Origin of the sequence: Chitinophaga ginsengisegetis (genome assembly GCF_900168065.1) — a bacterium.
Taxonomy (GTDB): domain Bacteria; phylum Bacteroidota; class Bacteroidia; order Chitinophagales; family Chitinophagaceae; genus Chitinophaga; species Chitinophaga ginsengisegetis.
Genome location: NZ_FUZZ01000001.1, coordinates 762,317 through 785,894, shown reverse-complemented (window position 1 = coordinate 785,894; position 23,578 = coordinate 762,317). Strand labels below are relative to the sequence as shown.

General features: G+C 46.6%; 20 protein-coding genes. 18 read left to right on the top strand and 2 right to left on the bottom strand.

Annotation, left to right across the window (positions count from 1 at the left end; genetic code table 11):
- The first annotated feature begins 13 nt into the window (after window positions 1–13).
- The 5 genes from B5Z18_RS02925 to B5Z18_RS02905 are packed head-to-tail and all read left to right on the top strand — an operon-like array spanning window position 14 to window position 7,374.
- Window positions 14–1,396: a RagB/SusD family nutrient uptake outer membrane protein gene (locus B5Z18_RS02925; RefSeq protein ID WP_079467895.1), complete on the top strand. Its 1,383-nt coding sequence runs from the start codon at window positions 14–16 to the stop codon at window positions 1,394–1,396.
- Between the two features lie 33 nt (window positions 1,397–1,429).
- Complete coding sequence (locus B5Z18_RS02920) at window positions 1,430–2,362, top strand: ABC transporter ATP-binding protein (RefSeq protein WP_079467894.1); 933 nt, start codon at window positions 1,430–1,432, stop codon at window positions 2,360–2,362.
- Window positions 2,363–2,369: 7 nt separating this feature from the next.
- A complete protein-coding gene (locus B5Z18_RS02915; RefSeq protein WP_079467893.1) occupies window positions 2,370–4,670 on the top strand; it encodes a Gldg family protein in 2,301 nt (766 codons plus the stop codon).
- Window positions 4,671–4,696: 26 nt separating this feature from the next.
- The gene (locus tag B5Z18_RS02910; protein WP_079467892.1) at window positions 4,697–6,046 is read left to right on the top strand and encodes a MutS-related protein; all 1,350 of its coding nucleotides are present in this window, start codon (window positions 4,697–4,699) and stop codon (window positions 6,044–6,046) included.
- Window positions 6,043–7,374 (top strand): MutS-related protein, encoded by a 1,332-nt coding sequence (locus tag B5Z18_RS02905; RefSeq protein ID WP_079467891.1) that lies wholly within the window; start codon window positions 6,043–6,045, stop codon window positions 7,372–7,374. The genes B5Z18_RS02910 and B5Z18_RS02905 overlap by 4 nt, the downstream gene beginning before the upstream one ends.
- Before the next feature lie 56 nt (window positions 7,375–7,430).
- Here the strand turns inward: B5Z18_RS02905 and B5Z18_RS02900 are convergent, their stop codons facing one another.
- Window positions 7,431–7,877: a hypothetical protein gene (locus B5Z18_RS02900; RefSeq protein WP_079467890.1), complete on the bottom strand. Its 447-nt coding sequence runs from the start codon at window positions 7,875–7,877 to the stop codon at window positions 7,431–7,433.
- Between the two features lie 225 nt (window positions 7,878–8,102).
- On the opposite strand from B5Z18_RS02900, the gene B5Z18_RS02895 reads away from it, so the two are divergent.
- The 12 genes from B5Z18_RS02895 to B5Z18_RS02840 all read left to right on the top strand — a co-directional run bounded on the left by B5Z18_RS02895 (window position 8,103) and on the right by B5Z18_RS02840 (window position 20,716).
- Window positions 8,103–9,170 (top strand): sensor histidine kinase, encoded by a 1,068-nt coding sequence (locus tag B5Z18_RS02895; protein ID WP_079467889.1) that lies wholly within the window; start codon window positions 8,103–8,105, stop codon window positions 9,168–9,170.
- Window positions 9,171–9,179: 9 nt separating this feature from the next.
- Window positions 9,180–9,893, top strand: a complete 714-nt coding sequence (locus tag B5Z18_RS02890) for a LytR/AlgR family response regulator transcription factor (protein ID WP_079467888.1) — start codon at window positions 9,180–9,182, stop codon at window positions 9,891–9,893.
- Between the two features lie 154 nt (window positions 9,894–10,047).
- Window positions 10,048–10,680 carry a hydrolase gene (locus B5Z18_RS02885; RefSeq protein ID WP_079467887.1) on the top strand — a complete coding sequence of 211 codons (633 nt, stop codon included), beginning with the start codon at window positions 10,048–10,050 and terminating at the stop codon, window positions 10,678–10,680.
- Between the two features lie 67 nt (window positions 10,681–10,747).
- Window positions 10,748–12,097 (top strand): alginate export family protein, encoded by a 1,350-nt coding sequence (locus B5Z18_RS02880; protein WP_079467886.1) that lies wholly within the window; start codon window positions 10,748–10,750, stop codon window positions 12,095–12,097.
- A gap of 21 nt (window positions 12,098–12,118) precedes the next feature.
- Entirely contained in the window at window positions 12,119–12,883 is a 765-nt protein-coding gene (locus B5Z18_RS02875) for a M17 family peptidase N-terminal domain-containing protein (protein WP_235015864.1), read from the top strand.
- Window positions 12,884–12,894: 11 nt separating this feature from the next.
- The gene (locus B5Z18_RS02870) at window positions 12,895–14,775 is read left to right on the top strand and encodes an amidohydrolase (protein WP_079467885.1); all 1,881 of its coding nucleotides are present in this window, start codon (window positions 12,895–12,897) and stop codon (window positions 14,773–14,775) included.
- Window positions 14,776–14,785: 10 nt separating this feature from the next.
- Window positions 14,786–15,220, top strand: coding sequence for a DoxX family protein (locus tag B5Z18_RS02865; protein ID WP_079467884.1), 435 nt, complete (start codon window positions 14,786–14,788; stop codon window positions 15,218–15,220).
- 5 nt (window positions 15,221–15,225) lie between these two features.
- Complete coding sequence (locus B5Z18_RS02860; protein ID WP_079467883.1) at window positions 15,226–15,699, top strand: Dps family protein; 474 nt, start codon at window positions 15,226–15,228, stop codon at window positions 15,697–15,699.
- 43 nt (window positions 15,700–15,742) lie between these two features.
- On the top strand, window positions 15,743–16,438 hold the full coding sequence (locus B5Z18_RS02855) for a YoaK family protein (RefSeq protein ID WP_079467882.1): 696 nt from the start codon (window positions 15,743–15,745) through the stop codon (window positions 16,436–16,438).
- On the top strand, window positions 16,435–18,714 hold the full coding sequence (locus B5Z18_RS02850) for a histidine kinase dimerization/phosphoacceptor domain -containing protein (RefSeq protein ID WP_079467881.1): 2,280 nt from the start codon (window positions 16,435–16,437) through the stop codon (window positions 18,712–18,714). The genes B5Z18_RS02855 and B5Z18_RS02850 overlap by 4 nt, the downstream gene beginning before the upstream one ends.
- Entirely contained in the window at window positions 18,711–20,075 is a 1,365-nt protein-coding gene (locus B5Z18_RS02845) for a sigma-54-dependent transcriptional regulator (protein ID WP_079467880.1), read from the top strand. Before B5Z18_RS02850 ends, B5Z18_RS02845 begins: the two co-directional genes overlap by 4 nt.
- A 23-nt stretch (window positions 20,076–20,098) precedes the next feature.
- A complete protein-coding gene (locus B5Z18_RS02840; RefSeq protein WP_079467879.1) occupies window positions 20,099–20,716 on the top strand; it encodes a TMEM175 family protein in 618 nt (205 codons plus the stop codon).
- Window positions 20,717–20,718: 2 nt separating this feature from the next.
- Here B5Z18_RS02840 and B5Z18_RS02835 read toward each other — a convergent pair whose 3' ends face one another.
- A complete protein-coding gene (locus B5Z18_RS02835) occupies window positions 20,719–22,398 on the bottom strand; it encodes a sigma-54-dependent Fis family transcriptional regulator (RefSeq protein ID WP_079467878.1) in 1,680 nt (559 codons plus the stop codon).
- 163 nt (window positions 22,399–22,561) lie between these two features.
- On the opposite strand from B5Z18_RS02835, the gene B5Z18_RS02830 reads away from it, so the two are divergent.
- Window positions 22,562–23,560 (top strand): alpha/beta hydrolase, encoded by a 999-nt coding sequence (locus B5Z18_RS02830; RefSeq protein WP_079467877.1) that lies wholly within the window; start codon window positions 22,562–22,564, stop codon window positions 23,558–23,560.
- Window positions 23,561–23,578: the final 18 nt, after the last annotated feature.

Here is a 23,578-nt window from a genome sequence, read left to right as displayed (position 1 = left end):
TAAACCGAAAAGTATGCGTCACTATAAAATAATTATTGCGTTTTTATTGTTGAGTGCCGGCATGATTTCCTGCCGTAAATATGTGGAAGATGTGCCCATACAGGGGCAGCGTGTGCTGGTATATACAGAAGATTACCGTTTTTTACTGAATAACCGGGATCAGCAGGAAGCGGCGTTCGGGTCGGCTCCGCTGGTGAGTTGTGACGATGTGGATTTCATCGCACCGGAGATCCAGAATAATATTAAAGCCAATAATACTCAAAAGGCTATTTATACCTGGCGTAAACCGGTTTATACGGATCTTGCCCAGGACTATGACTGGAATACGCTGTATGCTACCATGTATACCTATAACATTGTGATTGATGGAGTAATGGACAGTAAAGGGGGAGATATGTTATTAAAACAAACGCTCCTCGGGGAAGCGCTGTTACACCGGGCCTTTAATTATTTTAATCTGGTTAACCTGTATGGCAAACAATATGATGCAGCCACCGCTGAAACAGATCCGGGAGTGCCCGTTTTATTAAAGGCAGCCCTTTTCGTGGATTTAAAAAGAGCATCGGTGAAACAGGTGTATGCGCAGGTGCTGAAAGATATCACGGCTGCGATTCCGATCCTGCCGCTCCAACAGGATATTAATTTCAGACCCAACAAGGCGGCAGCTTATGCGCTGTTATCCAAAGTATATCTTAACATGCGCGACTTTGCCAATGCTGCTGCTTTTGCCGATAGTACGCTGGCTTTATCCAGCACCCTGTACGACTATAACATAGCGGTAGCCGGAAGCAGTTACATTTTTCCTTCGCAGCTTGAAGATAAGCAGATCCTGTTGCGCAAAGTTCCCCGTCAAACGTTTAGCGCCCCGCAGTTAAGTCAGGCGATACTCGATTTACTCGGAACAAAAGATTTGCGCTATCAACTTTTTGTAAAACAAGGTGCTTCGTTTTACCCTTCATTTACCGGGCTGGGTTTCTGGTCGCGTGAAAAATATTCAGGCTCGCCGGATAAGCCGGCAGCGGGCCTCTCTGTCAACGAAACCTGGCTGATTAAAGCGGAATGCCTCGCCCGTGCAGGTAAAAAAGACGACGCCGTGAATATGCTGAACACCCTCCGCAAGCTGCGTTTCCTGCCCGCGGATTATGCCGGCCTCACTGCTGCCACTGCTGCAGAAGCATTGCAACTGGTAGTGGATGAACGCCGCCGTGAATTTTTTGGCAGCGGGCTGCGTTGGTTTGATCAGCGCCGGCTGAACAAAGATCCGCAATTCGCTAAAACTGTTACCAGGTCGTTTGATGGAGCCACCTATACATTGGAACCCAATAGTACTGGTTATGTGTTTCCGCTGGCGAATATACTCATCGCCCAGAATCCGGAAATGGAACAAAATCCATAGACTGTACATCTGCAAAAAAAAATTATAAAATAAATGGAATCAAGTATTCTGAGAATTGAAAAGTTATCCCACCGGTACAGTACTTCCTGGGCCATCCGCGATATCAATATGGAGATCGGCCCAACAGGTATTGTAGGGTTACTGGGCTCAAACGGCGCAGGAAAATCTACTACCATGAATATTGTATGCGGCGCGTTGAACCAGACCGAAGGCGATGTGTACATCAACGGTGTTAATATGAAAGAAGATCCGCAGCAGGCTAAAAGAGATATTGGCTTTCTGCCGCAACAGCCGCCGCTTTACATGGATCTTACGGTAGACGAATACCTCAGGTATTGCGCCGGCCTGCGGCATCTGCCAAAGGATAAAATGAAATCCGCCGTAAAGGAAGCCAAAGAGCGCTGCGGGGTGGATCATTTCAGCAAACGACTGATCCGGAACCTCTCAGGAGGTTACCGGCAGCGCGTAGGCATTGCACAGGCCATTGTACACCGGCCTAAACTGGTAGTGCTGGACGAGCCCACCAACGGGCTGGACCCCAACCAGATCATAGAGGTACGGTCGCTGATCAAAGAGATTGCGCGCGACAGAGCCGTGATTTTTTCTTCTCACATCCTGTCGGAAGTACAGATACTATGTAAAGAAATCAGGATGATCGAAAACGGGAAAATCGTTTTCTCCGATACAATGGACACCTTTAACAACTACGTAGAGCCACACAGTGTGCTCGTACACCTGGAGAACCCACCGGTGGAAGCAGAGCTGCTAAAAATTAACGGCGTTACCCAGGTAGAGTTTCTTACCGAACGGCAGCTGCGCATTTACTTCAACGGGGAACAGGATATTACAGAAAGGATCGTTGCAGCATCGGTACATAATGGCTGGAGACTGCGGGAGATCAGCCTTGATAAAAGTGCGCTTGACGAAATATTTAAGCAGTTATCCCATCCATCATCAAAACAATAACCTATTAATGAAGACGATATTAAGAATAGCCAAAACAGAGTTACGAACCCTGTTTTACTCACCTATTGCATGGTTTTTAATGATTGTATTCCTCATCCAATGCGGAGTAACCTACCTGGATGCTTTAGAGGGAATAGCAAGAGAGCAGGATGCAGGCGGAAAGTTTTTCGGCAGCGTAACAGAATATGTTTTCCTCAGCAACCGGGGCGTATTAGGTGGCGTGCTGCGGAATTTATATTTATATATTCCACTGCTCACGATGGGGTTGGTAAGCCGTGAAACCAGCAGCGGAACAATTAAGCTGTTGTATACATCGCCTATCCGCGTAAGGGAAATTGTGTTCGGGAAATTCCTGGCCATGATGATCTATAGCGGGTTGCTGGTGATGATTTTTACTGTTTTTGTTGTTTCCGGTATGTTCCAGATCAAATCGCCCGATTCCGGTATGCTGATCAGCGCTATGCTGGGACTGTACCTGTTGCTTTGCGCCTACTCGGCCATCGGGTTGTTTATGTCGTGCCTTACCACTTACCAGGTGGTAGCAGCGGTATGCACTTTTGTAATGATAGGGTTGCTATCCTACGTTGGCACGCTCTGGCAGGATATTGCATTTGTGCGGACGCTGACCTATTTCCTGTCTATTTCCGGCCGCACAGGAAACATGCTGGTAGGACTTATTACGTCAAAGGATGTCATCTATTTTGTGGCCATCGTGTACCTTTTTCTCGGGCTTAGTATCTATAAGCTGAAAGCCGGCATGGAATCCAAACCGGCGCTCGTAAAAGCAGGGCGATACACTTTTGTGATAGTATCCACACTGGTTATTGGCTATTTCAGTTCTATTCCTTCACTGGTGGGCTATTATGATGCCACCCGCGCAAAAGAAAGAACGCTGACGCCCAATGCACAGAAAATTATAAAAGAACTGGGAGATGCCCCCCTGGAAGTTACCGCGTATAATAACCTGCTGGGCCGTTACTGGGATCTGGGCCGCCCCGACTCCTACAACCGGAACCTGGCCCGTTGGGAACCATATACCCGGTTCAAACACAACATTGAACTTAAAACGGTTTTATATTATGATACGGCCTTTGAAAGCCCTGGTATGTTGCGGTACTACAAGGATAAAACATTGGAACAGATAGCCAAACAGTATGCAGACAGTAAGGATCTTACGATGGACCAGTTCAAAACGCCCGCTGAAATACGCAAGATGATTGACCTGAAACCAGAATTGAACCGGTACGTGATGCAGCTGAAGTACAAAGGCAGAACTACTTTCCTGCGGGTGTTTGATGACAACATGCAGTGGCCGAGTGAAACAGAAGTATCAGCAGCATTCAAGCGGTTGCTGCAGGCGAAGATGCCCAAAATAATTTTCCTGACGGGGCACCTGGAGCGGAGTATAAATAAGCTGGGAGACAGGGAGTACAAAGTACTCACTAACCTCACTACTTTTCGTAATTCACTCCTGAACCAGGGATTTGATGTAGATACGCTATCCCTGGATTCACAGGATATTCCTGCTGATATTTCAGCCCTGGTACTGGCAGATCCGAAGGTGGCTATGACTGCCGCCAGTATTGAAAAACTGAAGCAATATGTAAACAGGGGAGGGAATTTGCTGGTGGCCGGAGAGCCTGGCAAACAGGCGATCCTGAATCCATTTCTCCAACATCTGGGTGTGCAGTTGATGGATGGTATATTGGTGCAAACCAGTAAAGATCTGCAACCGGAGCTGATCACACCTTATCTCACCGAAACCGTCTCGTCGTTTTATCCTGCGTTGGCCCACAGTCACCACGATAGCGCAATGGCTACCATGCCACGGGCAACAGCCCTCGCTTATGCTGATACCGGTATATTCACCATCAAACCATTGCTGATAACGAGTGAGAAAAACTGCTGGCTGAAAAAAGATAACCTCGTGACAGATTCCGCGGAAGTTGTTTTTTCGCCGGAAAATGGAGATGTACGTAAATCCTTTGCCACAGCGCTTTCCCTGACCCGTAAGGTCAATAATAAAGAGCAGCGTATTATCGTAACGGGTGATGCCGACTTTATGGGCAACGCGGAATTGCAGCGTTTTAATTTAAGGAATGCAAATTTTGTTTTTAACACCGCCTTATTCAGCTGGCTGAGTTACGGCGAATTCCCGATCGATAGCACCCGCCCTAAACCGGAAGACACAGCGGTGCTGTTAACAAAGGGGCAGGTGAAATTCCTGCGGATCATTTACCTGTGGGTGCTGCCCGGTATCCTGCTTGCATTTGGAGCCATATTGCTTATCAGACGGAAAAGAAAATAGCAGGGATTGTTTAAACTTTTTATAAGATGATTTTTAATACAGATAAGCAAACCCTTACTGATCTTAATATACTGGGGAAACCAGGCGCTGATTCTATCTACACTGTTTTTAATCATACCAGTACGCGTGGTGGCGCAGCGGTGCTGGAAAATATGTTCAGGTACCCGCTTGCGGAGAAGGCTGCCATCAATAACCGGAGCGGGAAGATCAGGTTTTTTCAGTCTGTTAATGCCGGTTTCCCTTTCAGCAGCGGTTTGTTTGATGTAATAGAAGGCTACCTGGCTATACAGGACGACCGGACCCGTTTATCGCCGGAAGGGAATACGCTGGCGAGGAAATTCAACAACCTGATCGCGGCGGATAATAACTTTAAAGCGGTCAGCGACGGGATCCGGTCGGTGATAGAGATGCTGCATATGCTGCAGGGCTTTTTCGTTTATATGGCAACGTTGCCCACCGATAACCCCTACGGGGCGGATATGGCGGAAATGAAAAAGCTCCTGCAGGACCCGGCATTGGAGCAGGTATTGCAGGAACCCGCAGGTAGTAAGCTGGCTTATGCCAAAGTAGTGGAATATGACCAGCTGCTCAGGTTCCGGCTCAGCAAAGAGCTGAGCAAAATGTTATCCCTGATCTATCATTTGGACGTGTATATTACCGTAGCCAGGGTGGCTACGGAAAGGAAGCTGGTATTCCCTGTTGCCTTAGATGCGGGGAGCCATCATATACGGCTGGAGGGCGTTTACCATCCGCAGGTAGCAAACGCGGTACCCAATACGATACATATTACACCGGAGAACAACGTTGTTTTTTTAACCGGCGCCAATATGGCGGGCAAATCTACCTTTATGAAATCCTTAGGTATCGCTATGTTCCTGGCGCATATGGGCTTTCCCGTTGCCGCGGAGAAAATGGAGTTTGCCGTGAGGGATGGCATTTATACGACCATTAATTTACCGGATGATCTTTCTTCCGGCAGTAGTCATTTCTATACAGAAGTATTGCGGATAAAAAAGATCGCCAGGGAACTATCCAAAGCAAAGAACCTGTTCCTCATCTTTGATGAACTTTTCAGAGGCACCAACGTAAAAGATGCTTATGAAGGCACCGTGGCAGTTACCGCTGCTTTTGCAGAAAGAGAGAATTGTATTTTTGTGATTTCAACACATATAACAGAGGCGGGAGAAGTGCTGAAAGAACGATGCAGGAACATCCATTTTATTTTTCTTCCTACAAAAATGGAAAATAACAAACCCGTTTATACGTACAGGTTAGCTGCCGGTATCACCACCGACAGGCATGGGATGCTTATTATCAATAACGAAGGTATCCTGGATATCATCAGCAAAAAAAAAGATAAAAACAAGGACGCATGAGTTTTCTCGCAGACAAACAGACGCTTGATGATCTGAACATTCCCGGCAGGTACAACAACAAATCCATATATCGTATATTCGATAGCGTTATAACCAATGGTGGCAGGAAATTGCTGGATGATATGTTCCGGCAGCCACTGACAGATCCTGTTGCCATCAATGAACGCAGTAGTATCTTTCAGTACTTTGGACAGAATCCGGTGGCCTTCCCGTTCAGTGGTGAAGCATTCCATGTTGTAGAAAATTATCTTACCACCGGAGCGGCCACCAATATGCCGGCGGCCGCGTGGAATATAGTGTCCAGGAAGTTGCTTAAAACGGTGATACGCGATACTGGTTATGACCTGCTTGTGGCAGGGTTGGGTAACACTATCGCCTTGTTAACTGCTTTCAGGGACTTCGTTTACAAACTGGAGCAGCAGGGCGCCTACAGCCCCGTTCAGGAACACTTCGAAAAAGTCCGGCAGATCTTTAATGACAGGCGGTTGCAATGGCTCTGGGAAGAAACTGATGTGAAGCAGCTATCGCTGCTGAAACTGATAAAATATGATTACCAGCTGAGAACAGGATGCCTCGGGGAGATGAAGACCCTGATAGATATTATTTATCAGTTTGATGTATATATAGCCGTATCCACTGTTGCGCGGACAAAGCATTTTTGTTATGCGAAGGCTTTACCAAAACATAAAAATGTACTCAACATCAGTGGTTTGTTCCATCCGTCAGTGGAACATGCGGTATCTAACAATATTTCATTTGATCCGGGGTCCAATGTTGCTTTTCTTACCGGTGCGAATATGGCGGGGAAGTCTACATTTATGAAGTCGTTTGGCATTGCCGTTTACCTGTCGCACATGGGATTTCCGGTACCGGCAACAGAAATGGAATTTTCTGTAAAAGACGGTCTTTTCTCTACTATTAATGTACCCGACAGCCTGGAGCATGGCTATAGTCACTTTTATGCGGAAGTATTACGGGTGAAAAGTGTAGCGGAGCAGGTAGGAGAGTCAAAAGACCTGGTGGTGATATTCGACGAGTTGTTTAAAGGCACGAATGTAAAGGATGCCTTTGACGCCACACTGGCTATTACGGCTGCTTTTTCAGAGAATAAACATTGCTTTTTTATTATTTCCTCTCACATTATTGAAGTAGGAGAGGCGTTAAAAGAGCGGGGAGGCAGCTTCCGGTTTTTATACCTGCCAACAGTGATGGAAGGCAATGTGCCCAGGTATACTTATCAGTTGAAAGAAGGCATCACGGCAGATCGGCATGGAATGATCATTATTGAGAATGAAGGGTTGATAGAACTGATCCGTAAGCGGGACTGAAGATATTAAAAAGAAGAAAGCCTTGCAGTAAAACTGTAAGGCTTTTTTTATTCCTTTTATTTAAGATGAAGAAATGCCAGCGTTTCTCCTTTTGGAAGCTCCCGTGCGGCGTAATGAAGACTTAGATTATGATCTGCATTACTCTTTTCCAGCTGCAACAATTCTTTCACTGGTATCGTCATACTTACATCAGACCCGGTGGCATTGGCAAACGTCCATTTCTTCAGTGTATTTCCTTTCTCATCTTTCAATACAATACTCCTGTCTGTACCCGTTACGGGTGAACCGCAATGCTTATAATTGATACGCAGCTGATCGCGGGAACTTGCCTGACTTAGTTGTAGTACTCTTAAACTCAGCGGCTGGTTCACTGATTGTTTCAGGATGAGTTTGTTGTTGAGATAGATCTCGTAACTATCCAGTCCTACCTTTGTGGTGAAACTGAATACGGTAAAGGCTAACGCCATCAGCGTAAATAGCCGGATAAATGTTGTACGTTTCATAATATAAAGTTTTAGGTGAAAGATGTTTAACGGATCTCTGATAACAATATTAAGAGAAAAGGAAGGGGCGCAGAAAAATAGTAGACCAGTAAACAAAATAGTAGATGAATGAGCGCTATGATGAACGTCCCCGGTTTTATTATTATCTTCCTCTACTATTTACGCCGTTTGTCGATATTATTTTGTAGGATTAACGCTTTTAGTTTCTTTTATGATGAATGATATATGAAAATGGAGTTGCTGGATAAACAGATAACGCTGCCGTTTTCGAAACGCAGCGTTTCACTAAAGTATGCCCTGGCACATAGTGCTTATTGGATCCTGGTTACCGGGTTCTTCATCTATGAGAAAAGGTATCTCATCTACAAAGCCAGCATGCCGTATTTTGCAGCCTGTGTATCGGTGAGAATATTGCTGCTCATGGTAATCGCTTATCTTAACCTGCACTACTTCTTACCGCGATACCTGTTAAAGAAACGCTATGTTGCCTATTTTACGTCGCTTATCGTTTCTGTGATAGTTTACCTGATCGCCCAAAGCCTGTTTGATTATTACCTGTATGGTTACGTAATAGGCCCGATGCGCAACAGTGATTTAATGGAAGCTTTGTCGTACAATTTTTTCAGCACGTTGTGGTATATCGGTTTAATGCTGGCGCTTAAATTAAGTATGGACTGGTACGGGCAACAGCTCCTCATTCAGAAGATCACTGTAGAGAAACTGCATGCAGAAGTGAATTTTCTCCGTGCCCAGGTAAATCCGCATTTCTTATTTAACGCATTAAACAACCTGTATGCGCTAACGCTTAAGCAATCAGCGCTGGCGCCGGATGTGGTATTGAAGTTGTCAGAGATGATGGAGTATATGTTGTACGACAGTACCGATACAAAGGTATTGTTAGAGAAAGAAGTTACGTATCTCAACAATTACATGGAACTGGAGCGGCTAAGATTTAATGCCGATGCCACTATCGTATTAAATATTAACGGCGAACTGAATGGACATGAAATTGCGCCGTTGCTGTTATTGCCTTTAGTGGAAAACGCATTCAAACACGGGGTTAGCAAACAGGTGGAGAATAGTTGGTTGAGGGCAGACATTGTACTGAAGGAGAAAGTATTAAGAGTTATTATAGAGAACTCCAAACCGCTTTCAGGGAGCCGTAAAAGTAAAGGTGGGATAGGACTTGATAATTTACGAAAACGACTGGAACTGCTTTATCCGGGCAGGTATCAGTTTGAGTTGGAAGATAGAAAGCATACTTTTCAGGCCAAACTGGTAATTGAATTATAATAGAACATCATGCTGAAGTTTGTTATTGTAGATGATGAGCCGCTTGCGCTGGAAGTACTGGACGGCCACCTGAAAAGGCTGGACGATGTGGCTTCCGTGTTTCTGTTCACTAACGCGGGCGAGGCATTGCGTCACCTGGAAAACCATCCCGCGGATGTATTGTTACTGGACATTGAGATGCCTGAAATGACCGGCATTGAATTCCTCAAAGCCTTATCAAATCCACCACTCACTGTTTTTACCACCGCCTACCGCAACTATGCTTTTGAAGGATATGAACTTGGGGTCATTGACTTCTTATTAAAACCGGTGTCTTTTAACCGTTTCCATCAGGCCATTACAAAGATCAGGGAGTTCCTGGCGTTGAAATCGCAGAGTACAAATATTGAAGATATTCCCACGGGTGGTAATACCGATTTTATTTTTGTTAAAAGCGGCGTACAACGTATAAAGCTGGAGTTTAACGACGTTACGCATATCCAGGGCTTAAAGGATTATGCCATCATTTATACGCATGCAGGAAAGATCCTGCTGAAAGGTTCTATTAAAGCGATGCTCAATATTTTTCCTCAGCGCCGTTTTATCCGGGTGCATAAATCCTTCATTGTATCTGTTCAGAAGATCGTGCGCCTTGAAAGGAACCGCATTGTGCTGAACGGACACCAGGTTCCTATCGGGAGAAACTTTAAGGATGATTTGGAGAAGATATTGAATGCGCGGTGAACAGAAATACTTCTTTCCCCTGTATTTATGTACGATCATAAATTTACGATATGTCGTATATTTTTAATTAAATAGATGTGCTTATAATATTGATTATGAGTTATTTATGAGATGGCACTTTTGTTGTCTTACCGGGCGCAAAACTATTTAATTTATGAAACCATCTCCCAATCTATTATCTCCGGAAAACCATGCGTTAGTATTAATTGATTTTGAAGGCCAGATGGCTTTTGCTACCAAAAGCATTCCGCTCAGCGAACTACGAACCAACACCGCTATTGTTGCAGGCGCTTCCAAAATCTTTAATATCCCTACGATTGTAACAACAGTGGCTGAAGAGAGTTTTTCAGGCCCGGTATTTCCTGAGATAGAAGAATTTTACCCACAGGCTACTTCAGGATATATTGACCGTACCTCCATGAATACCTGGGAAGATGAAGCCGCGTATAAAGCCATCACCGGCACCGGAAAAAAGAAACTGGTACTTGCGGGCCTTTGGACAGGCGTTTGTATCGTAGGCCCTGCGCTGTCGGCTATAGAAGAAGGTTACACAGTATATGTTATTACCGATGCCTGTGGCGATGTTAGCCCCGAAGCGCATGAGCGGTCCGTACAACGCATGGTACATGCAGGTGTTAAACCTATTACCTCCATTCAATACCTGCTGGAATTACAAAGGGATTGGGCAAGACAAGAAACTTATGTAGCAGTTACTGATCTGATGAAAAAGTATGGTGGCTCTTACGGCATCGGCATTCATTATGCCCACCACATGCTCAAACACTAATTCATCTCTGTAAAATCCTTTACCAGCTTTGCGAGTTTCCAATTTCTATTTATTGCAAAAGTCAGCGATGCTGATCATGCTCTTGCTGATCGGCCATGCAGGTTATGCGCAATCGTTTAAACTGATGCGTTTTGATGAGAATTATGCCTACCTGCGTGATTCTGCTTCTACTTTTTATCATAAGATAAAGTATACCTCACTCTCTGCTAAAAGTAACGTGTACGTTTCTTTTGGCGGATCGGCGAGGTTGGAATATGTTGATTTTCATAATGAAGATTGGGGACGGCTGGGAATAGGCCACAATAATTTCTTATTGCAGCGCTACGACCTTCATGCCGATGTTCACTTTGGAGAAAAGATCCGGGTGTTCACGCAGCTGCGAAGCGCCTGGGAAGGAGGTCGTAAGAACGGTCCCAGGCCTATTGATGAAGATCACCTGAATATCCAGAACTTCTTTATCGATGCGCAGTTGTATAAACAGAATGAAAAAAGTCTCACTGTCCGCGCCGGCCGCCAGGAGCTGGACTATGGCAGCGGGCGGCTGATCTCTGTCCGTGAAGGACCCAACCTGCGGCTTTACTTTGATGGTCTTAAACTGATGTATGCTGCCGCCGGTTTTACCGCAGACGCATTCGCAATGGCGGCCGACACGGTGAACACTGGCGCATTCGACAACAAGACCAGCAAACAGGTGAACCTGTGGGGACTATATGCCAAACGCATTTTCCCCCGGGCAGGTAACCTCGATATTTATTACCTGGGCATCCGGAGGGATCTCGCAGTTTTTGAAGAAGGGGCTGCAAAGGAAGTAAGACATACACTGGGCACCAGGCTTTGGAAATACGGCGGTGGTTTCATTTACAACTTTGAGGCGGCCTGGCAGTTCGGGAAGTTTGGCACTGCCGATATCAACGCCTGGACCGCATCCGCAGATATCGGTTATATGTTTGAATCTCTAAAAGCCAGGCCAACAATCAATTTGCGCAATGACTACATCTCCGGCGACAACAACAAAGGAGATGGCAAACTGGGAACCTTTAACCCGCTGTATCCCAAAGGTGGATATTTTGGATTTAGTCCGCAGATAGGACCCGTAAATCTCATTGATATCCATCCTTACGCCACGGTCAATCCGGGCTCCCGGCTGGTGTTGCAGGCAGATGTGGTGTTCAACTGGCGTTACTCCCTGCAGGATGGCGTATATCGCCCCAGCGGCAATTTTAACCTCGCAGGTTCATCTTCTAAAAAAAGATATATCGGCACCGCTTACCTGGCAAGTGCAGTATACACGCTGAACAGGTTTATCTCACTGAATGCCGGTGTACAATATTTTAAGACAGGCGCTTTTATAGATGATCTGATCAAAGATCATAAGGACGGTTTATTCATTAACACCAGGGTTGCGTTCAAATTTTAACAGGAAAAAAAACTATTCATCATGAGAAACTATAAGAACAATCGTGTTTTGCGGGCCATAAAAATAAGAAGCCTGTTGCCGGTACTGTTTATGTTGCTGCTGGGAACTGCCGGTTATGCCCAACAGGCTGTAACCGCAGATACCACCGTGAAAACGACGCCGGTGGGCACTTCAAAGATCTGGGGGAAAGTAGACGGCATCGCCATTGAAGGGCTGGTACAGGGTCCCTCAGCCGCCGAATCCCCTTTGCAGGTGGCCTGTGTATTTGAGTACACGGAAGGAGATATTTTTAATCCACCTGCATTGCCGGCAGCACTGAATGGCATGGTGCATCTCGACGAGGCGCTGCACGGACAAATTACAGAACTGCGCAAAACCGGGAAGTTTGCCGGGCATGCGCTGGAAACCATATTGATTACCCCCGCCAAAGGCGCGCTGAAAGCGCCCCGGTTATTACTGATCGGCCTGGGCAACCGCAATAATTTTACCCCGGACCTTATGACCTCAGTGGCAAGTGTAGCCACGCGTGAAGCACTGAATTTGGGCGTAAGCAGTTTTTCTTTTGCCAGCGATATCAAAGATGGCGGCATCGATTCTCCCACCGCCCTGGTTGCGGGTAATGTCACTAAAGGCATCATTGAAGCATACAGAACGCAGCTTTATCTCCATAAAAATAATTTAGCGGCCCCCAAAAAAATAACCAAAGTAATACTGCTTGCAGGCCCCGCATTTTTCGTCACAGCCGGCGAAGGAATCAAAGAAGCCATTGCTTCATTTCATAACTAAAACAGACGACGATGAAAAAGGCCGATTTAATTCTTTATAACGGTAAGGTCCATACCGTAGACCGGCACCAGCCTGCGGCAACAGCAGTGGCTATCAAAGAAGGTAAATTCATAGCTGTTGGAGATGACGCTACAGTGCTGAACGGGTTCCAGGACCAGGACACAGTACTGATTAACCTGGAAAACAAAAGGGTGATCCCGGGATTGAATGATTCACATATTCATTTAATCCGGGGCGGACTAAACTATAATCTTGAATTAAGATGGGATGGCGTTCCTTCCCTGGCAGATGCACTGCGGATGCTGAAAGTACAGGTTGCGCTAACGCCGTCACCGCAATGGGTAAGAGTGGTAGGAGGATGGACGGAATTTCAGTTCGCGGAAAAAAGAATGCCCACCCTGGATGAGATTAATGACATAGCGCCGGATACGCCGGTGTTTATCATGCACCTGTACGACAGGGCATTGTTAAACCGTGCGGCGTTGCGCGCAGTTGGATTTACAAAAGATACGCCGGCGCCGCCGGGAAGCAGGTTGGAGAAAGATGCGAAAGGTAATCCCACCGGGCTGCTGATTGCAACACCCAATGCCCTGATCCTGTATTCCACACTCGCCAAAGGACCGCGGCTATCGTACGAACACCAGGTAAATTCCACGCGGCACTTCATGACGGAGTTAAACCGCTTTGGTATCACCAGTGTGATAGATGCTGGTGGTGGCTTTCAGAATTTCCCCGACGACTATAAAGTTATCAGTGACCTGAATGAGAAAAAGCAACTGACCGTTCGTATTGCCTACAACCTGTTCACACAAAGGCCCAAACAGGAACGCGAAGATTTTGAAAACTGGACCAACTCCGTAACCCTTCACCAGGGAGACGACATGTACCGTCATAACGGCGCCGGTGAAATGCTGGTGTTTTCTGCCGCCGACTTTGAAGATTTTCTTCAGCCGCGGCCGGAGCTGGCTGATACGATGGAAGAGGAGCTGGAACGGGTAGTGAGGTTGCTGGTTGAAAAACGCTGGCCTTTCCGTTTGCACGCCACGTATAACGAAAGCATCACCCGGTTTTTAAATGTATTTGAGAAGATAAACCGCGAGATTCCTTTCGATGGGCTCCCCTGGATCTTCGATCATGCTGAAACCATTGATGAGCGCAACATCGAACGGGTAAGGGAACTTGGCGGCGGCATTGCCATTCAGAGCCGGATGGCTTTCCAGGGCGAATACTTTACGGATCGTTATGGAGCCGCCGCAGCTGCACATACCCCACCTGTTAAACAAATGCTTCAGGCAGGCGTACCGGTGGGCGCAGGCACGGATGCCACGCGGGTGAGCAGCTATAACCCCTGGGTGGCCTTGTATTGGCTCACAGCGGGTAAAACCCTGGGCGGCCTGCAACTGTATGGCGACGCCAATAAACTGAGCCGGGAAACGGCACTGGAACTGTATACAAAGGGGAGCGCATGGTTTTCCGGGGAGCAGCAAAAGAAAGGCAGTATCACGGTGGGACAGTTTGCCGACCTGGCTGTACTGGACAGCGACTTTTTTGAAGTAGCCGATGAAGAGATTAAATCCATTGAGTCTATCCTTACCATTGTTGGTGGGAAGATTGTATACGCCAAAGATGATTTTGCCACGCATGCTCCGCCAACGATACCAGTTTTGCCTGATTGGTCGCCCGTAAAAAACTACCCGGGTTACTATAAAGATGCAGCCATTGTTACTAAAGCATCAGGTGCTGAAACAGTGGCGGCTGCCGGGGTACATAGCTGCAAAGGCAGTTGTGATGTTCACGGCCATCATCATGATATTGCCCGTAAAAGCAACATCCCGGTTAATAATTACACCGCATTCTGGGGCGCGTTTGGTTGCTCCTGTTTTGCATTTTAACGCGCATACTATGAACGATATTATCATATCCATTCTTTACTCCGACCTGGGCAGCACCTGGAATAATGCCGCCATACTGGTGTTTCGCTGCCTGCTGGCGCTGGAGCTGTTCAGGGTACACGGCATGAAAAAGTTTCGCGTAGTGAACGGGCAAAAAGAGCATGTGCCTAACTCGCTCCACTTACCGGAGAAACTCAACGCATTGGTGGCCACATTTTCAGATACCGTGGTGCCTTTCCTGTTGATGCTCGGCATTGGCACCCGGTTGGTGATCCTGCCAACAATTGGGGTTACTGCCATCGGTTACTTTGTGGTACACCGTAACGACAACCTGGAAGTGCGTGATGTACCCTATATGTACACACTCTCTTTACTTTTTTTACTGGCGCTGGGCGCCGGTACTTATTCTTTGGATAACTTTTTATTGCTTCAACTATTTAATTAAAAAAAATGATCACACGCATTGGCATTAAACCGGAACACCTTTCCGGCGTAGCCCATTCACTGGGAAAAATTATGGCAGATGAATTCGTTCTCTATACCAAAACGCTCAAAGCACATTGGTGTGTAACAGGACCGGATTTTCACAGTAAGCACCTGTTTTTTGAATCCCAGTACGGGCAGATGGAAGAAATTGTGGATGATGTGGCAGAAAGGATCCGGTCTTTAGGCCATTTCCCACCGGCCACCCTGAAGGAATTTTTAAGTCTGACACACCTTACGGAGCAGTCGAGAGAAAAAAATGATGCGACCGGGCATATCAAAGAACTGCTGGCGGATCATGAAAGTATATTGATCCACCTGCGGGAGAATATAGACGGGTATGTAACCGCATTTCATGATGCCGGAACCAGTGACTACATCACCGGGTTAATGGAAAAGCATGAAAAAATGGCCTGGATGCTCAGAGCGCACCTTGAGTAGGCGCTGCTGATCAAAAAGGATTTAAACATCACAAAATTAAAACATGACAGAAGCTACACACAATATCAACTGGGTAACATTTTTACTCGCATGGGTAGCGGGCTTTTGTGATACAGCCACCTTTGTATCGGGGGATAGTATTTTTTCTGCACACGTAACCGGGAATTTTATTGTGTTTGCTGCGCAGATTGCTGCGGGCGGCGATAACATGGATTCGTGGATAAAATTAGTAACATTCCCCGTGTTTGTACTCGCTGTAATGGCCGGTGGCTGGGTGGTTGAGAAAACGCAGAGAAAGTACAAAATACTCCTCGCAGAGGGCATTATACTGGTGATTTGCGGAATTGGCGCTATCTTGCTGCCCATGTTAACGGGAGGGGAAGAAAAAGTAATGACCTATTCAATTGTAATGACTACCGTGGCCGCGATGGGGTTGCAAAACGCTTTTGGAAAATTATTTGCGAAAGAAACACACGGACCAACCACTATGATGACCGGGAATGTTACCCAGGCATCACTGGATCTGGGAAGCCTGATCCGGAAAGGCCGGAGTGGCGATGCATTGGCATGGAAGGATTTCCAGGGCCAGTTGTTTACCATCGGTGGATTTTTAGCCGGTTGTGTAATAGGCGCCATCATGGCTAAATGGCTGGGCCTCAGTGCCATTCTGCTGCCGGGCGTGGCAATTGTTGTTTGTTATTTGCAGGGGGAAGCGATGGCGCGTAAATTTGAGCAATGAGGAAAGGTGTTCCGGGAAAAATATGGATATGGATGGCCATCGGACTGGCAGTGATACTCCCGGTAATGGCAGGCGCACAATCAGCCGGCCCCGAAAGAATAGGCCGGTTGGTGCAGGGCAGTAAAGGAGATACATCTACCATCACAGCATGGATGAAGATGGGAGAGTCGTTCCTGGACAGACCGGAATCACTGGACTCCGATATGAAAATGGCTTTTCATATCGCCGGTCAAATGGAAACATTAAGTAATGAACTAAAATACCCGGTGGGACTTGGGCTCAGTAAACTACTACTGGCAAAAGCCTACCGGGAATCCGGACGTGCGGCGGAGGGGAGAAAGGTAAGTGAAGAAGCGGTCCGTCTTTTAAGCGCTTACGGCACGCCCGCGTTAAAGGCACAGGCGATACTGGAGCTAGGAGGTACCTATTCCAATTCAACAGAAGATCTTCCAACAAAAATCAGCTTATACAGGCAGGGTATAGGTATTTATCAAAGCCTGGGCGACAGTCTTTCTGCAGCAAAACTCAATGAATTTGTAGGAGAGCTGTTACAGCTGAACGGACAGTTTACACAGTCGCTGGAGGTGTTAACCGGAGCTTTGGCCGTGTACCGGCAAACGGGTTTTCCGCGCTTACAGGGAATTTATTCACTTATAGGGGAAACTCATCATGAGCTAAACAATTTCGCCCAATCACTCCAGTATAATTTGCTGGCGGTAGAAGCCGGGGAGAAGCTGAAGGATACAGGGCCACTGATGTCTACCGTATATAACCGTGTTGGCCTGAATTATTACAGCATCAAATATTATGATCAGGCAATTGATTATTTCAATAAAGCCCTGGTGCTGGCCCGGAGCAACCGGGATACGCCGACTATCAAAAACATGCTTATCAATATTGCAGATGCCTGCCGCAATAAGGGCATGTACAGAAGAAGCCTTGACACATTGTTTGTCAGTGCGCAATACGGGCTGCTTGCCAATGAGAAGGAACGGATGCTGGAACCAATGATCTACATGAAGGACTATGTAGCACTCATGGAATTCGACAAAGCGGACCATCACTTCAGAAAGCTGGTAAGCGCCTATCAGCACTACCAGGTGCCCGACCGGAACAGCCAGCTTTTGCGCCTGGCGATTGTTTATTACCTGCAGGCTGTTGGCCGCTTTACCGAAACTATTCCCTATCTCAGGACTTATACCCACTATAACAACAGTGTACCATTGGCGCTGGTACGGCAGGTAGAAGGCGAGTACCTGTTGTACAGAACGGATTCTGCGATGGGCAATCTTTCTTCAGCTATCAGCCATTTCAGACAATATAAGGTGCTTTCCGATTCCCTGACCAGTGTTGCCCAGGCCAAACAACTGGCAATGCTGCAATTGCAGTTTGAAACGAGGCAGAAAGATAAAAATATAGAATTTCTTACGCAGAAAAGTGAGCTGCAGGAAGTGTTGCTGCAGAACGAAAAAGTATCCCGGAATGCTTTCGCCGCGGGCGTTGCCATGCTGGTGCTTTTCTCCGCGTTAATGTATAACCGCTACAGGCTGAAGAAACGCTCCAACCTGGAACTGGAAGGCAAACAAAAGGAAATAAACGATCAGAATGAAGTATTGAAAAAAGTGGTGGAAGAAAAGGAATGGCTGTTGAAAGAAGTACATCACCGCGTTAAAAATAATCTGCAGATTGTAATCAGCCTGCTCAATACACAATCTGAATTTCTTGATAACGTAGACGCAATAACCGCCATCCGCAACAGTCAGCACCGCATGTACGCCATGTCGCTGATTCATCAGCGGCTTTACCAGGTTGATAATCTGGGGAAGATTGATATGAAATGGTACATCGGGGAATTGATCGGATATATGAAAGAATCGTTTGAGAAAACAGACAGGATTTCCTTCACAACAGAAACAGACCCATTGTTGCTCGATGCCGTTCAGGCGGTGCCCATTGGGCTGATCATCAATGAGGCCGTGAGTAACTCAATCAAATATGCATTTCCGGCAGATCACCGGGGCAACATTCGTGTTTCACTGAAAAGCGCAGGCGAAGCGGGTTGCCTGCTGCTGATTTCAGATGATGGCATCGGCTTTTCACAGGAGCAGGACCCGCAGCACACGCAGTCGCTGGGAATGAGCCTGATGCACGGACTTTCCGGCCAGCTCGATGGCAGCTTTAACATATCCTCTGCCGCCGGCAGGGGAGTGAATATCAGGTTATTCTTTCAATGCAGGACCTTGGGGGCCATAACAGTTAAAACGTCCGCAGGATGAGTTTAAAGGAAAAAATATTGATCGTGGAAGACGAGTTTATCGTTGCCAACGATCTGCGTATTATGCTGGCCAAAGCCGGTTATACCATGTGTGGCATTGCGTCTTCTGTTGAGCAGGCACGGGAACTGATTGCGCTGAAAGATCCCGATTGGGTGCTGCTCGATATTACGTTGAAAACACCCGTGTCAGGGATTGAACTGGCCAAAGAATTGTTTCTGCAGAAAAAACCATTTTTATTTATCTCCGCAAATACAAACCAGGCTACGCTGGAAGCCGCGAAAACAACACAGCCATATGGATTCCTGGTGAAGCCATTCCGTGAGCGTGACCTGCTGGTGATGCTGGACATTGCCCGGTACCGTTATAGCGCAGAACATAGTGCTGTTCAAAACAACCAGGCTGTTGTAAGCGATGATGAAAATAATTTCCCTGATATTATTGGCAAGGGCCCTGCATTGAAAAAAGCCCTTGAAAAAATCCGGGCTGTGGCACGCAGTAACAGCTCCGTATTGCTGCTGGGAGAAAGCGGAACAGGGAAGGAAAGGTTTGCGCAGGCTGTTCACAGGGCTTCCAACCGGAAAAATAAACCCCTGGTAACGGTGAATTGTGCGGCGTTGCCATTGTCTCTTTTGGAGTCGGAACTATTTGGTCATGAGCGGGGAGCCTTTACCGGCGCTAATCAGAAACGGATTGGTAAGTTTGAACAGGCAAACGGAGGTACTATCTTCCTGGATGAAATCGGCGAATTGCCTTTGGATGCACAGATGAAACTGCTGCGCGTATTACAGGAAAGGGAAGTGCCGCGCCTCGGCGGCGATATGCCCGTACCGGTTGATGTGCGGGTAATTGCGGCAACAAACCGTAATCTTGAAAAGGAAGTGGCCGAAGGAAAATTCCGGCTGGACCTCTATTACCGGCTGAATGTTTTCCCTATAGAGCTGCCGCCTTTACGTGAAAGAACGGAAGACATCCCTTCGCTGGTGGCCTATTTTCTCAAAAAGTTTGCGCTGATGTTGGGAAAACCCGTACCTGAAATCAGTAAGGAAGCCATGCAATCGCTGATGGAATACCGTTGGCCGGGCAATATCAGGGAACTTGAACATATCATTGAACGGCAGGTTATTTTGGCCATAAGCAATGAGATCACCGATTTTGATCTGCCGGTACATCTCGAAAAAAATACCGGCTCCACTTCTTTTGAAACAATGGAACAGATGGAGCGAAACCATATCATGAATGCGTTAAAGCTATGCAAGGGCCGGGTTTCTGGCGCTAATGGCGCTGCTGAAATACTTGGCTTACCTGCGCAGACAGTATATTCCAAAATGAAGAAACATGGAATTGAATCCGGTTACAAATAGCATTACTTTTTGAATCCTGCAACATGGAAAAAGAAACAACGAGGATAGAAGCTTTCAGTGATGGGGTTTTCGCCATTGCCATCACTTTACTGGTATTGGAACTGCATGTACCGTTGATAGAAGAAACCGGGGGAGGAAATTCGCTTCTGAAAAAGCTGGTGGCGCAATGGCCTTCTTTCCTGGCTTTCTGCCTGTCTTTTTTCAGTATTTTTATTATGTGGGTCAATCATCACAAAATCTTCAAACAGATCTACCGGCGTAATACCCCGCTGATGTTTGCCAACGGGCTTATCTTATTCCTTGCCACCTGCGTTTCCTATCCTACAGCATTACTTTCCAGTTACTATCATACCGCATCGGCTCATGTTGCAGTGGCCATCTACACCGCTTTATTTGTATGCATTAACCTGGCGTTTAACCTGCTTTGGTGGATTGCGAGCCAGGACCGGCAGCTACTAAGACCTGAAATAACCGATGAAGGTATTAAGCGCATAAAAAGAAATTACCTGTACGGCATCCCGGTGCATACACTGGCTTTTATTCTTTCCTTTGTGGCACCCACTGCCGCTTTATTTCTATGTGTTGCCTTATGGATTTACTGGGCTTATACTTCCGGTAAACTTGATCTTAAAAGTAAATAGCCTCAGGCTTCTTCATCATCTTTCCCGGTAACGAAATGTTCTTTTTTGATCCCTAATCGCTGCATTTTTGAAATCAGGGTGGTGGCCGGCATCTTTAATTTTGTAGCAGCGCCATTGGGGCCAGAAATCCTTCCCCTGCATACTTTAAGCACCTTCAGGATATACTCCCGTTCTATTTCTTCCAGTGGCCGGATCTGAAAAGCTTTGTCGTTTGAGCCGCCATCAACCCCAATTTGTTCCGGCAGCTGGATCATTTTAATGATGCTTTTATTAGTCAGTAGTACCGCACGTTCTATCAGGTGTTCGAGTTCACGGATATTACCCGGCCAGGCGTAGGAAATTAATTTTGCCATCGCTTTTTGAGAGATGCCCGAAATTTTTTTCCCGGAATTCCTGGCGAAGCGTTCTATAAAATAAGAGGTGAGTGCGGGAATATCTTCTTTACGTTTCCGCAATGGAGGTAAGGTAATAGGGAATACATTTAGTCTGTAGTATAAGTCGCTCCGGAAGCGGTTTTGCGACACTTCCTTTTCCAGGTTTCTGTTTGTTGCTGCGATGATCCTTACATTCACACTAATCGTTTTTCCACCGCCGACACGCTCTATTTCTTTTTCCTGCAACGCCCTTAATAATTTCACCTGGAGTTCCGGCGGCAGTTCTCCTATTTCATCAAGAAACAAGGTGCTGTTATTGGCCAGTTCAAACTTCCCGATACGGCGATCGGCTGCGCCGGTAAAACTTCCTTTCTCATGTCCGAATAATTCACTTTCGATCAGGTTTGCGGGCAGGGCGGCGCAATTTACTTTGATCATGAGCTTTCCCCGGCGGGGAGATGCCTCATGTATGGCGCGGGCAACCAGTTCCTTTCCAGTACCGGTTTCCCCGAGTAAAAGTACGGTAGCATCTGAAGGAGCCACTTGTGAAATCAGGCGAAAGGTTTTCTGAATTTCCTGGGAATGACCAATGAATCCGGAAAAACGGTTGCCCGATTGTTCTTCTATCAGGTAAGCCTTTTCTTCTTCCAGCTGTTGCCGGTACCGGTTTATTTCTTCGATCTGTTGTTCTATTTTTTCATTTGCCAGCACATTGCACATACCTGTTCCCAAAAGATCTGCCACACCGGAAAGCAGGTTGAATTTTTCCGGTGAAAATGCGCCTGCTTTGTTTGAATAAAGAAATAACACGCCCCTGTCCTGGTTGGCATTTGTGATTTTAACCAGCATCATTTCTTTGATGCCGAGTTTGAACCAATAGTGAACATAGGGAGCGATATCTTTTTGTTTGGTGAGTTCAGCCAGTTGAAAGATCACCGGTTGCCCGGCCGACAGTGCGATGTCGAAAACCCCGTCATTTACAGGATGCTGGCGGTGAATGATGGGACTGTCCACCTTATCATTCTCCAGTCTTTTATCCCGGCTATGTAAAAAAGGATAGTGCGTGTCTGCATCTTCAGACAATAAGCATAAGGTGTAATACTGGCTGCCAAACAGATCCAGTATTTCGTTATTGATAATGTTCCAGAGGTCGGCGCGGCTGCGCACAGCAGCGATTCTGCCTGCTACGCAGAGCAAACTTACCTGTTCGTTTTCTTTTTGAATGAGTTGATTTTCAAAGATGGCATTTTTGTCCGCATGATTGCCTTCGTCTATACCTGTTGGACCAGTGTGATTGGTTTTCTGCATGACCGAAATTACTGAATTTCATAGAGCCGGACAAGGAAGCGGTATCATAATATTACGACATGTCGTATTTTCTGAAATTAAATAATTTCATAAGTTTTTGATTATTAGTTAGTTGAAGGTGGGCACACGGTTTGACTTGCCTGAGCAAAACAAATCAGAAACTATGAATACAAAAGAACCTACACTGCAGGTACCTGCCGTAGAAAATGATCCGGCCATTTCAAAAGACACCAAAGCTTTTTTAAGCGTGTTGAATGTACCGGGAGCGCCGGGATTGGAAACCCTTTCTGTAAAAGATGCCCGCCAGGTGTTAGTCAATGCGCAGGCATCTGTGGATGTTGACTATTCCGGTATTGAAGAAAGTGAGCAAACCATCAGCGCCGGTGGTTTTTCGATCAAATTAAATATCGTAAAGCCGGCGGGAAGCAAAGAGCAACTCCCTGTTTTTCTCTTCATTCATGGCGGCGGCTGGGTACTGGGCGATTATCCTACGCATAAAAGAATGGTGAGAGACCTGGTTGTATTATCCGGGGCAGCAGGTGTTTTTGTGAATTACACGCCTTCGCCTGAAGCGCGCTATCCCCAGGCGGTTAATGAAATTTATGCAGCTACCAAATGGGTGGCGGAGCATGGAGCTGAAATTGGAGTGGATGGTAGCCGCCTGGCTGTTGTGGGCAACAGCGTGGGGGGCAATATGGCCGCTGTAACAGCCATCAAAGCCAAAGAAAACAAAGGGCCTGAAATCCGTGTACAGGTGCTGTTCTGGCCGATCGTTGATGCCGGCTTTGAGCATGATACCTATAAACGATTTGGACAGGACCGCTTCCTCACCACGCCTTTAATGAAATGGATGTACAATCAGTACACTACCGATCAGGCGGAGCGCGAACAGGTGTACGCATCTCCGCTCAACGCTACTATCGACCAGTTAAAGGGACTTCCTCCTGCTTTAATACAGGTGGCTGAAGCAGATGTGCTCCGCGATGGCGGCGAGGCATATGGCCGCAAACTTGATGAAGCCGGTGTAGTGGTAACCACCGTTAGATACAATGGAATGATCCATGATTTCGGACTATTGAATGCTTTGGCTAACACTCCCCAAACAAAATCACTTTTTGTTCAGGCCGCAGCAGAACTCAAAAAATACCTGGGGCTGAAGTAACTGGCCGCCTTTTATCCA